The sequence below is a fragment of the Nocardia sp. 852002-51101_SCH5132738 genome (assembly GCF_001665695.1).
Classification (GTDB): domain Bacteria; phylum Actinomycetota; class Actinomycetes; order Mycobacteriales; family Mycobacteriaceae; genus Nocardia; species Nocardia nova.
In genome coordinates, this window is the sequence record NZ_LZML01000107.1 from 58,217 (window position 1) to 69,300 (window position 11,084).

General features: G+C 69.7%; 11 protein-coding genes and 1 pseudogene. 4 read left to right on the forward strand and 8 right to left on the reverse strand.

Annotated features, from left to right (window positions below):
* The first annotated feature begins 7 nt into the window (after window positions 1–7).
* On the forward strand, window positions 8–676 hold the full coding sequence (locus tag A5789_RS16160; RefSeq protein ID WP_081879464.1) for a MazG family protein: 669 nt from the start codon (window positions 8–10) through the stop codon (window positions 674–676).
* A gap of 34 nt (window positions 677–710) precedes the next feature.
* Here the strand turns inward: A5789_RS16160 and A5789_RS16165 are convergent, their stop codons facing one another.
* From A5789_RS16165 to A5789_RS16195, 7 genes are all read right to left on the reverse strand, one after another.
* Window positions 711–1,010 (reverse strand): MTH1187 family thiamine-binding protein, encoded by a 300-nt coding sequence (locus A5789_RS16165; protein ID WP_030515242.1) that lies wholly within the window; start codon window positions 1,008–1,010, stop codon window positions 711–713.
* A 4-nt stretch (window positions 1,011–1,014) separates the two neighbouring features.
* Window positions 1,015–1,491, reverse strand: coding sequence for a pyridoxamine 5'-phosphate oxidase family protein (locus A5789_RS16170; RefSeq protein WP_030515243.1), 477 nt, complete (start codon window positions 1,489–1,491; stop codon window positions 1,015–1,017).
* 133 nt (window positions 1,492–1,624) lie between these two features.
* On the reverse strand, window positions 1,625–3,019 hold the full coding sequence (locus A5789_RS16175) for an MATE family efflux transporter (RefSeq protein WP_064901791.1): 1,395 nt from the start codon (window positions 3,017–3,019) through the stop codon (window positions 1,625–1,627).
* Between the two features lie 28 nt (window positions 3,020–3,047).
* Window positions 3,048–4,094 (reverse strand): PLP-dependent cysteine synthase family protein, encoded by a 1,047-nt coding sequence (locus tag A5789_RS16180; protein ID WP_064901790.1) that lies wholly within the window; start codon window positions 4,092–4,094, stop codon window positions 3,048–3,050.
* A gap of 35 nt (window positions 4,095–4,129) precedes the next feature.
* Window positions 4,130–5,506 carry a Y4yA family PLP-dependent enzyme gene (locus A5789_RS16185; RefSeq protein WP_227463030.1) on the reverse strand — a complete coding sequence of 459 codons (1,377 nt, stop codon included), beginning with the start codon at window positions 5,504–5,506 and terminating at the stop codon, window positions 4,130–4,132.
* 187 nt (window positions 5,507–5,693) lie between these two features.
* Window positions 5,694–6,683, reverse strand: coding sequence for an ornithine cyclodeaminase family protein (locus A5789_RS16190; protein WP_227463031.1), 990 nt, complete (start codon window positions 6,681–6,683; stop codon window positions 5,694–5,696).
* Between the two features lie 25 nt (window positions 6,684–6,708).
* On the reverse strand, window positions 6,709–7,806 hold the full coding sequence (locus tag A5789_RS16195; protein ID WP_064901789.1) for a TauD/TfdA family dioxygenase: 1,098 nt from the start codon (window positions 7,804–7,806) through the stop codon (window positions 6,709–6,711).
* Between the two features lie 156 nt (window positions 7,807–7,962).
* Here A5789_RS16195 and A5789_RS16200 point away from each other — a divergent pair, with 156 nt between their 5' ends.
* The 3 genes from A5789_RS16200 to A5789_RS16210 all read left to right on the forward strand — a co-directional run bounded on the left by A5789_RS16200 (window position 7,963) and on the right by A5789_RS16210 (window position 10,916).
* The gene (locus A5789_RS16200; RefSeq protein WP_082940749.1) at window positions 7,963–8,769 is read left to right on the forward strand and encodes a lytic murein transglycosylase; all 807 of its coding nucleotides are present in this window, start codon (window positions 7,963–7,965) and stop codon (window positions 8,767–8,769) included.
* A gap of 164 nt (window positions 8,770–8,933) precedes the next feature.
* Window positions 8,934–10,223, forward strand: coding sequence for a phosphopyruvate hydratase (gene eno, locus A5789_RS16205; protein WP_064901788.1), 1,290 nt, complete (start codon window positions 8,934–8,936; stop codon window positions 10,221–10,223).
* A 126-nt stretch (window positions 10,224–10,349) separates the two neighbouring features.
* On the forward strand, window positions 10,350–10,916 hold the full coding sequence (locus A5789_RS16210; RefSeq protein ID WP_082940750.1) for a septum formation initiator family protein: 567 nt from the start codon (window positions 10,350–10,352) through the stop codon (window positions 10,914–10,916).
* Here the strand turns inward: A5789_RS16210 and A5789_RS37875 are convergent.
* Window positions 10,853–11,047, reverse strand: a pseudogene (locus tag A5789_RS37875) (DUF501 domain-containing protein); the annotation flags it as partial. The gene A5789_RS16210 and the pseudogene A5789_RS37875 sit on opposite strands and share 64 nt — an antisense overlap.
* Window positions 11,048–11,084 lie beyond the last annotated feature (37 nt).

The window sequence follows — 11,084 nt, forward strand, 5'->3', positions numbered from 1 at the left end:
CGAGGTCATGGACCGGCTGTGGGATTTCGGTGGCTGGGAGGTCACCCAGACCCACGACTCGCTGCGGCCGTATCTGCTGGAGGAGACCTACGAACTCCTCGACGCCATCCAGCACGGCGATGCGGAGACGATCAAGGAGGAACTCGGCGATCTGCTGCTGCAGGTGCTGTTCCATTCCCGGATCGCGCAGGCCGCAGGCGAATTCACGGTCGACGATGTGGCCGCGGCGTTGGTTGCGAAACTTGTGCACCGCAGTCCGCATCTGTCGGATCCGGTCGTGGACGCCGGTGCGGATGTGGCCGCGAAGGTCGCCGCCCAGGAAAGAGCCTGGGAGGAACGCAAACTCACCGAGAAGGCGCGCCGCTCCTGCCTGGACGGGATCGCGATGGCGCAACCCGCGCTGGCGCTGGCGGAGAAGGTTCGCTCCCGTAGCGCGAAGGCGGGATTGCCCGAGGATCTGGTCCCGGAGGAGCTGCGGGTGATTCACCTGGGCGGACCCGAAAGTGCCGAGGAGCGGCTCCGCAAGGCCACGCTGGACTTCGCGGCGCGAATCCGGGCCGCCGAGGACGCGGCCGAGCGGACCCGCGGCGTACGCGGACCGCTGGGTCCCGACGAGTGGCGCGCCCATTGGGAAACCTTCGCCGACTCGCTGGGGGACCGGCAGCGCCGGCCGTGAGGTCGCGCCCGGTCGGCTCGCCCGTGTCGGGTGGTCAGGAGCCTTCCGCGAGATAGCGTTCGACGGTCTCGACCTTCGACGTGAGGGCGCCGGTGACTCCCGGACGAATATCGGCCTTGATCACGAGGCTGCAGCGCGGCGCGACCGCGAGGACGGCGTCGGAGGCCTGCTTGATGACCGCCATCACCTCGTCCCATTCCCCCTCGAGCGTGGTGAACATGGCGTTGGTTTCGTTCGGCAGCCCGCTGGCGCGGACGATGCGGACGGCTTCGGCGACGGCACGGCCTACATCGGCGCCGGTGCCGAGCGGGGTGACCGAGAAGGCGGCGATCATGCCGTCAATTCTTCGCGTCGACCATCTGCTGCAGGGTGGCGACACGCGAGCGGAGGTATTCGAGTTCCGGTTCGTCGAGAACCGTGCGCTGGATGCCCGCCTCGACCTCGAACGCGCCCTGGCGGTGGTCGTCGATCACCTCGACATCGATGGCGACGGCCACATAGTCCTCGGCGCCGGGCATCGGATCGGCGATCACTCGCGCGCGACCGCGGGCGCACAGTGCCACATTGCCGCCGCCGAGGATCAGCAGCGCGACGTCGGGACGTTTGCGCAGCCGGGCCAGGGACCCGCGATCGAACTTGAGGCTCAACAGGATTCGCCGATCGTCGGCGCGCACCGGCCAGCTCACGGGAATCGCGTGCGGCGACGGATCGGTGGTCACCAGGACGGCGATGGTGTCCAGCGGCCAGGTGGGCAGGATGTCCAGTTCGGGATGCTCGGTCGCGGGCTGCTGACGTTCTCCGGCACTGGCTACCATCTCGTCACCTCACGGTCGGCTCACGCGGCGGCATCGGCCGCGACTGGCACCCCAGTGTAAACCGTTGTGCCGCTTACTTGCTGGGGTGCGAGCCGCCGAGGTGAACCGCACTGGTGGTAGGGGTGCGTACGGATCAGTTGAGGCTGTCGGCCAACTGGCGGGGTTCGGCGACCTCGCGGTGATGCAGCAGCGAGAAATATCGCCGCAGCATCAGCGCGGCCGTCGCGGCCAGGCCCGCGGTCAGCCCCCACCACACGCCGCTCGCGCCCAGACCCAGCGGGAAGGCGAGCAGCAACGCCGTCGGCAGTCCGACGATCCAATAACCCACCAGCGACAACCGGAATCCGGCCCGGGTGTCCTTGATCCCGCGCAGCAGGCCGTTGCCGATGTTCTGCGCGGCGTCGAAGAACTGCAGGACGACGGCGATCAGCAGCAGGCTGTGCGCGAGCTCGATGGTGGCCCCGTCGCGGCCGGTGAGGAACGGACGCAGCACCAGATCGGGCGCCGCGACGTACAGGACGCCGACCACGGCGGCCACCACGGCCGCCTGCCGCAATACCAGCCAGGCCAGATTCTGGGCGCGGCGGAACTCGTCGCGGGCCACGGCCCGGCTGACCAGGATCGAGACCCCGTGCGAGAGCCCCACCGCGACCTGGAACACGATGTAGACGAGCTGATACACCACATTGTGCGCGGCCAGCGCCGCCGGGCCGAGCGTGCCCATCGCCAGGGCCAGCACCGAGAACATGCCGGCCTCGGAGCCGTAGGTGAGGGCGATCGGCGCGCCGAGCCGCAGTTCCGCGGTGACCGTTGGCCGGCGTACCGGCCATATCCGCATCGGCAGCGTCGGCCTCAGCGCGGCGTCGCGGCGCACCATCACCCAGAACACCGCGAAGGTGACGAGGAAGACCACCGAGGACGCCACGCCGACGCCGGTCAGTCCCAGGGCGGGCAGTCCGGCCCAGCCGTGGATCAGCGCCAGCGCGACCACCGCGTTCAAGGCCACCGAGCCGAGCGTCACCACCAGCAGTGCCTGCGGCTTTTGCATGCCGACGGTGTACTGGCGCAATACCTGGAACCACAGGCACGGCAGCAGGCCGGGGGCGAGCGCCACCATCATCGGCCGGGCCGCGGCCAGCACCGCCGCGTCTTGGCCCAGCCACTGCAGCGACCAGCCCAGGCCGACCAGGATGAGACCGCCGAGCAACCCCGCCGCGGTCGCGATGAGGAAGCTCGATCGGACCACATCGCGGATCTCGGGCTCGGGGCTGCGGTGCTGCTTCTCGGCCCGGCTCACCACGGTTGCCACCTGATTGCCACTGGCGGTGATCAACCCGACGCACATGGTGCGGATCTGGTTGAACAACACCAGTGCCAGCCCGCCGGCCGCCACCTGGTCGACGCCGAGGCTGCCCATCAACGCGATATTGGTGGTCGAGATCGCGACCTGGGCCAGTTGGGTCAGCGCGATGGGCGTCGCGAGTGCCGTCAGCCGGCGTCCGTCGCCGCGGGGTGTGGCGGCGGTCATGCCCGGACCTCCCGGGCATCGCCCGGATTCATCGAGCCCCCACGAGATTTCGTGCCTCGGACGCGGCCGGGGCTCCGGGGGCGTAGCGGTCCAGCAGGTCGGTGACCGCGTGCTCGGCGGTGCGATCGAGCAGATCGCGATCGCTCATCCATTCGTCGTCGAAGACCGTGTCGAGATACTTCTCGCCGCCGTCGCAGACGATGGTGACGATCGTCGAGCCCGGTTCGAATTCCTCGAGCCGCTGCAGTGCCACGTACACCGAGCCGCCCGCCGATCCGCCGATGAGCAGACCGGAACGCTGCGCGACCGCGCGGGCGGTGGCGAAGGCGTCCACGTCCGAGACGGTGACTCCCTCGTTCAGCAGCGAATAGTCCACGGCCGTACCGACGGTCGCGCCGGGCGGGGTGCCGGTGCCGGACTGCCAGTACGGTCCGCCCGGCCCGCCGAAGGCGATCGATCCGACCGGTTCCACCCCGATCACCCGCGCGGGATGGCCCAGGTCGCGCAGCCGCCGCGCGGTGCCGAACAGCGATCCGCCGGTGCCGACCGCCGACAGCAGGATGTCGACATTTCCGAGGTCGGCCAGCAACTCCTCGGCGACGGCGTAGTAGCCGACCGGATTGGCCTCGTTGTTGTGCTGTTCGGTGAAGTAGGCGTCCGGCCGCGCGGCCGCCATCGCCTCGGCCAGATCCTCCCGGGCGGAGGTGGCCAGGCTGTCGTCGCCCTCGGCGGCGACGTAGACGAGGTCGGCACCCATGGCTCGCATCGCGCGCAGTTTGTCCTTACAGGCGTGGTGGTCCACGACTGCGGTGAATCGATAGCCGCGTTCGGCCGCGACCACCGCCAGTCCCAGTCCGGTATTCCCGGATGTGGACTCGATAATATGTCCGCCATCTCTCAGCAAACCCCGGCGTTCGGCATCGAGCACCATTTCGCGGGCCATCCGGATCTTCGCCGCGCCGGTCGGATTGCACTGTTCGAGTTTCAGTAGCAGCCGAGTGCCGCCGTCGGTGACGGCCAGCTCGAACAGGGGAGTGTTTCCGATCAGGTCCGTCACGCGCGTGACGATCGGCATGCGAGTCTCCTCGGGGTTGTGGTGGGGAAACGGGGCTATCGTTCGAGCGCCCAGCGCAACCGCGGCGGCTGCGCGGGATCCGCGTCCGGGCTACTCGACAGCAGCACCTTCGGCGGGATGGGGAGATCATGGAACGACGATTCGTTCGAATCCATCTGATACCCGGCGGTATTCGGGTAGACGAGCAGATCGCCGACCACGGCCGGACGTGGCAGCGGAATGCGCCGCCAGCTCAGCATGTCCGATTCCAGGCAGGTCGCGGCGCCGACGCAGGCCGGAGTCACCGCACCCGGCCGCATCGGCCACAGCACCGGGTCGGGCAGATATTCGCTGTCGAACCATTGCTCGGACAGGCTCAGGCTGGTGCCGTCGACGGTGAGCAGCTGGTAGGGAATCGACTGTGCCGTCCGCGTTTTCACGCCCTGAACGCGGAACACGGTGCTGCCCGCGCGGTCCAGCAGTGCGCGCCCCGGCTCGACGGCGAGCCGAATAGCATGGGCGCGAAGAACTTTCGCCAGATCGCCGTGGTCGAGGATGGCGGCCAGCGCGGCCGATCCGGCAGGACGCTGGTGGTAGGGGTAATAGGAATCGAACGTCTTGTCCGCGTGGAACCAGTGCGGACCGTGTGCCTCGGTGAAGGCGCGCCAGGCCGTGTCCGGCAGGTACTCGACGCCGAATCCGCCGCCGATGGAGATGGTGGTGACCGGATGTCCGAGGGCGCGGGCGTGCCGGCAGCGGTCTACCAGTGCGGCCGCCAATTCCGAACGGGCGATCGGGTCGTAGCCGGAGAGGTGAAAGCTGAACCCCTCCAATCGGATCGGGGCCGGATCGGCGCGGTGCAGCACCGTGTCGAGCTCGATGTCGGTCATGCCGAATCGGCTGGTCGAATCCGGCGGGAGTACCCGCAGCAGCACGCGGGCGGTGGCGCCGAGGCCGGTGAGCCGGGCGAGTTCGCCGGGGTCGTCGACGGCGATCAGGGCGCCGTGCCGGGTGGCCAGCCACAGCAGATCATCGGATTTGGCCGGTCCGGTCACCACCAGATCGTGACCCCGGATGCCGTTGGCCAGAGCCGAACTCAGCTCGCCGACGCTGGCGACATCGACGCCGGCGCCGTGTTCGGCGCACACCCGCACCACGGCCGCGGACTTGTTGGCCTTCTTGCCGTAGTAGATCGCGCCGTCCACCCCGTGGCGCCGGAACTGCTCGCGGAAGCCGTCGATGTTGACTCCCACCCGCTCCGGGTACAGCACGTGGAACGGGCCGCCGACCGCGTAGGCGATGTCGTCGAGCAGATGGGCGTCGGCCAGCAGTAGGCGCTCCCACTCGTCCCGGTGAGCGGGGAGGGGCGGCGCTGTGATCGAAGGAGAGGTCAACGTATCGTCGGGCGCCTGCGTACTCCGGCTCGCGGTCACCGCGTCGTCTCCGAGGCCGACGACCGCTTCGAGTCGCCGAAAGTTGTTTGCGCAGTGGGCATACCGCATGGGCGCGCTCGCCGCGCTGTCGCCGGGCGGCCCGCGCGTGGTGTAGCGGGCGGCTGGATCGTCGTCCGGTTCGCGGCCGGCCGGGACGAACGCGTAGCGCCAGGGGTGTGCGCCCCGGTCAGTCCCACAGCGGCACCTCCGTGCCCCGGCCCTCGGCGATGGCGCGTTCGGCCAGCGCGTGCGCGACGGCGATATCGGTGAGGACCAGGCCGCTGTTGTAGACGAACAGACGTTCGTCGGGCCTCGTGCGCGCCGTCGCCCGACGTCCGAGAATCGCGGGCAGTTCCGCGTCCACCGACCGCAGCCGACCGTCCGGCCCGGCCATATCGGTGCCGGTCAGCGCCATCTGTTCGGCACTGGTCGCGACCACCCGATCGGCATCGGTCAAAGTCGACGGCGCCAGTCCGTAACCGACCAGCACGGCCACCGAACCCGGTGCCAGATCATCGGATTCGAGGGCGACCTGCGTGCCGGGCCCGGCGGTCGCGAGCACCACATCGGCCGTCGCCGCCGCGGCGCGCGGATCGTCGACCACGTCGAGATCCAGGTGCGGCGCGTGCGCGCGCAGGTGGGTGCCCACCGCTTCCAGCCCCTCGGGGTGGGTGCCGAACACCATCAGCCGGTTCAACTGCGGATTCGCGGCGAGCAAGTGCGGCAGGGCGTTTCGGCCCTGGGTGCCGGTGCCGATCAGCAGCACGCTGCGCGCGCCCGGCCGCACCGTCTCGCGAACCAGCAGCGCCGACACCGCCGGTGTGCGCAGCGCGCCGACCCGCGCGCAGTCCATCATCGCGATCGGGGTGCCGGTCGCGTCGTCGTAGAGGGTGATGGTGGTGTAGTAGCGCTTGGTGCTGCGGTCGTGGCTCGGATCGAATTTGTACGAGGTCTTCATCGCGACCACCCGGCGGCGGCCGTCGCGCCCGAGCATCGCGTACGCCACCGACCAGCCGTCCGGATGCGCCACGCTGAGCTTGCGGGGGTTGTCCGAATCGCCCTGTGCCAGGGCCAGATAGGCGTCCTCGACGGCGCGCACCACCTCGTTGGGCGCGATCGGGACATCGGCGAGATCGCTGCGGCTGAGTACGCGCAACGGGGTGGGGCGGCTGCTCACTGCGTTCCTCGGTTCACTGGTCGGTTCATCGGGGCGAGATATTCGGTGCCGCATAGCGATTCGGCGTGAACGGCCGCACCGTCCGCTGTCCGTATCCGCTTTCACCGGACTCGGCCGGTGCGCGGCGGCGTGCCAGCCGGATGTTGACCCGCTTGAGCCAGCGGTCGGTCCCGTCGTATCGGGGCGTGAAGGGAACCCGGCCGTGCACGACGACATCATTGTCCATCAGCAGCAACTCCCCCGGCTCCAACACCGCACGGTGACAGACTCGTTCCAATTCGGCGCCGAGATGGGAGTAGGCGCAACGGTATTCGGCCCCCGCGTCGTCGAGTGGAGTGTAGGCGGGGTCGTAGCGCAGGGTCGGCCCGCCGTCACCGGCGCCGACGGTGGCCACCGGGGCGGGGTGGTGCTCGCCGAAATCCTCGCCGTAGGAGACGTCGGGCAGGATCGGCAGTGTCGGTTCGGCGAGCAGCCGGCGCCCGTCCGCATCCAGGTTCACCTGGCGGACCGAGGAGATGGTGGTACCCACCCGGTCGGGATTGCGCAGACAGCCGAGCAACAGCAGATGTGCGCGCTCGGGATGGAAGGCGTCCTCGGTGTGCGGGCTCAGCAGCGTGGTGCTGCTGGCGCCGGACTGTTCGTGTTCGTGGCCGGGTGTGGGCAGGATGTTGTTGACCAGCCGCCCACCCTGCTGGCCCTGCCAGCCGAAGGGTTCGCCGGCGCAGCGGGCGAGCAGCAACAGGGCGATATCCAGGCGAAACGACTCCGGGCACGCCGGTTCGGCGGCATGGGTCCAGTCGGGCGGCGTGGGGCCGAGCTCGTCGTCGCGCACCGGCAGGCGGCCGATGATCGTCGCACCGGCGGGGGTGTCGGGCGGTCGCAGGGCGGTGCGCACCGCGGCCGGAAGTTCGGCGGCGTAGGCGTTCACGAGCCGGATCAGCGCCGGATCGGCGAGGGTGCGGCGGATCGGCGCGGAACCACCGGGGGTGCGGTCGAGTGTGATCGCGATCTCTTCGGCCGAACAGAACACGGCCGCCGCGGCTTCGGGGGCGAGCGTACGGCGGTCGATCGGTTCGATTTCTTCGTGCTGGGGTGTCTTACGTTCGCGGAGAACGTTTTTCACCAGGAGTTCCCTTCCTCGCAATGGGGATGAAGCAGGTGGTGAAGACTCGGACTGCGAAGTTAGTCGCTCCGTTGATCTTAAGCAAGGCTTACCTAAAGTACGCCGCTGGACATAGCGTTTCGGTATGGAACGGATGCGGGAAAGGTAGCTGCTCGTATGCCGGAGTCGGGTGGAGTGCGCCGTCACGGTGCGTGCCATCCGCGCGCGAATCTGGATGATGGAAACGTGCGTTCGACCATCCCCGGATTCCGGCCCCTCGCGTTCGCCGCCGTCGCGGCGGTCGCGCTGCTGTCCGGATGTGCGGGAACCGACAACCTGCCCGCGATTCCGGACGGCATTCCGCCCGGTGCGGGGGCACCGGTTCCGCCGATCGACCTCGATGCGCCCGGTCGCAGTGCCGAACAGTTGCGTGACTGGGCGCAAGCGCAGTCGGACGCGCTCGGCATCCCCACGGTCGCGCTCGAGGCCTACGGATACGCGGCCGAGGTCATGGCCCGGTCGCGTCCCGACTGCGGCATCGGCTGGACCACGATCGCGGGCATCGCGAGGGTGGAGAGCAAGCACGGCCGCCACGGCGGTTCCGCGCTGGATGCCGACGGCGAGGTCCGCCCGCCGATCCGCGGCATCCCCTTGGACGGATCACCCGGTGTCGCAAGGATTCTCGACGACGAGGCCACCGCACGCGCCGGCGCCCCGGTCTACGTGCGCGCCGAGGGGCCGTTCCAATTCCTGCCCGAAACCTGGCAGCACTGGGGTGTGGACGCCAACGGGGACGGTCGCGCGGATCCGGACAGCATCGACGACGCCTCGCTGACCGCCGCGCGCTACCTGTGCGCCAGCGGCGGCGATCTGCGCACCGCCGAGGGCTGGCAGAAGGCGGTGCTGACCTACAACCAGTCCACTACCTATATGGCGACCGTGCGGACGAAGGCGGCGGCATACAGCGTCGGCCGCCGCGCCTGACGACCGCGCGCCGGGCGACCGGGACCGCGTGCCCACCTGTGTCGTGCGGTCCGGACCGTACCCATTAGGCTCGCAGGCGCACGGGCCCGCCGTGCGACCTGCTCGTGGACGGCGGTGGGCAGGGCCCCCGAATTGATTGCCAGCAGCCGAAGGAGTGTCGTTTCGTGGCCATCATCGAACAGGTCGGAGCTCGCGAGATCCTGGATTCACGCGGTAACCCCACCGTCGAGGTCGAGATCGCTCTCGACGACGGCACGCTGACCCGCGCGGCGGTGCCGTCCGGCGCTTCCACCGGCGAGCACGAGGCCGTGGAGCTGCGCGACGGCGGCGACCGCTACGGCGGCAAGGGCGTTCGCAAGGCCGTCGAGGGTGTGCTGGACGAGATCGCACCGGCCGTGATCGGCCTGGACGCGGTCGAGCAGCGCACCGTCGACCAGGTGCTGCTGGATCTGGACGGCACCCCGGACAAGTCCCGCCTGGGCGCCAACGCCCTGCTGGGTGTATCGCTGGCGGTGGCCCGCGCGGCCGCCGAGTCCTCGGGCCTGGAACTGTTCCGCTACCTGGGCGGGCCGAACGCGCATGTGCTGCCGGTGCCCATGATGAACATCCTCAACGGTGGCGCCCACGCCGACACCAGTGTCGACGTGCAGGAATTCATGATCGCCCCGATCGGTGCGCCCACCTTCCGCGAGGCGCTGCGCTGGGGTGCCGAGGTCTACCACGCCCTCAAGGCCGAGCTGAAGTCCAAGGGCCTGTCCACCGGCCTCGGCGACGAGGGCGGTTTCGCCCCGGATCTGGCCGGCGGCACCCGCGAGGCGCTGGACCTGATCGCCTCGGCGATCGGCAAGGCCGGCTACAACCTCGGCAGCGATGTCGCGCTGGCTCTCGACGTGGCCGCGACCGAGTTCTACACCGCCGGAACGGGCTACAAGTTCGAGGGCGCAGAGCGCACCGCCGAGCAGATGGCCGAGTTCTACAATGACCTGCTGGGCGCGTACCCGCTCGTCTCGATCGAGGACCCGCTGTCGGAGGACGACTGGGACGGCTGGGTCGCGCTGACCGACCTGATCGGCGACAAGATTCAGCTCGTCGGCGACGATCTGTTCGTCACCAACCCGGAGCGGCTCGAGGACGGCATCGCCAAGGGCGCCGCCAACGCGCTGCTGGTGAAGGTCAACCAGATCGGCACCCTCACCGAGACGCTGGACGCGGTCGAGCTGGCCCACCGCAACGGCTACAAGTCCATGATGAGCCACCGCTCGGGCGAGACCGAGGACACCACCATCGCCGATCTGGCGGTCGCGGTCGGCAGCGGTCAGATCAAGACCGGCGCCCCGGCCCGCAGCGAACGCGTCGCCAAGTACAACCAGCTGCTGCGCATCGAGGACGCGCTCGGTGATTCGGCTCGCTACGCCGGTGACGTCGCATTCCCCCGGTTCGTCTTCGAGGGGTAGTAGCCTCGTCAACGGTTGTGGCGTGCGGGGCCGGTCGATACAGCGGCCGGTCACCGCGCGGAACCGTTGCGCTGTGCGGTCGAATCGCAGCGCCGCTATGGAGGCAGGCGATTTCGAGGTGTGGGGATGACGGAGCGACGGGCGCGCGGTACCAGTCCGGCAGGACGCGGTGACCGCCGCTCGACGCGGTCGCCCCGGCCCGAGCGGACCGCGAACGGCTCCGCGCGCACGTCCGCCGGCAAACGGGCCGCGCAACGACGCCCGGCCGGCACGAAATCCGAACCGCGCACCACGCGCGCGAAGTCGAAGAAGTCCGAGGATCGCCACGATCGCCGGATTTTCGGGCTGTCGACCGGGCGGGCCGTCATTCTGGCCGCGGTGCTGTGCGCGCTCGCGCTGACCCTCGCCGTACCGATGCGCACGTATTTCAGTCAGCGTTCCGAATCGGTGCAATTGGCCGAACAGCGCCGCGATCTGGAAAACGATCTGACGCGGCTGCGCGACCGCCGCGCACAACAGGAAGATCCCGCCTACATCCGCTCCGAGGCCCGCGACCGGCTGCGCCTGGTGATGCCCGGCGACACCGCCTACATCGTGCAGGTGCCCGGCATCGAGCAGCCCGCGGTACCGGTGCCGTCGGGCAGGCGCGGCGCGGTCTTCACGACCGCCGGTTGGCCGTCGGGCGTGCGATAAGCGATCGCGAGGACCCCGCGTGGCTCACGGCCGAGCTGGCGGGCCACGATCTCGAGATCCGCCTCGGCGGGCGTACCCTGCTCGGCACGCGCCTCGCCGGTCGAGGGCTCGGGCGTAGCGGGGTCGGTCACCGGGGTTCTCCTTCAGGATCGGGCGCTGGCGGTGGAG

Coding starts and splice junctions, on each gene's coding strand:
- A5789_RS16160 (WP_081879464.1), top strand. CDS start 8: ATGGACCGGCTGTGGGATTTCGGTGGCTGGGAGGTCACCCAGACCCAC.
- A5789_RS16165 (WP_030515242.1), bottom strand. CDS start 1,010: ATGATCGCCGCCTTCTCGGTCACCCCGCTCGGCACCGGCGCCGATGTA.
- A5789_RS16170 (WP_030515243.1), bottom strand. CDS start 1,491: ATGGTAGCCAGTGCCGGAGAACGTCAGCAGCCCGCGACCGAGCATCCC.
- A5789_RS16175 (WP_064901791.1), bottom strand. CDS start 3,019: ATGACCGCCGCCACACCCCGCGGCGACGGACGCCGGCTGACGGCACTC.
- A5789_RS16180 (WP_064901790.1), bottom strand. CDS start 4,094: ATGCCGATCGTCACGCGCGTGACGGACCTGATCGGAAACACTCCCCTG.
- A5789_RS16200 (WP_082940749.1), top strand. CDS start 7,963: ATGCCGGAGTCGGGTGGAGTGCGCCGTCACGGTGCGTGCCATCCGCGC.
- A5789_RS16210 (WP_082940750.1), top strand. CDS start 10,350: ATGACGGAGCGACGGGCGCGCGGTACCAGTCCGGCAGGACGCGGTGAC.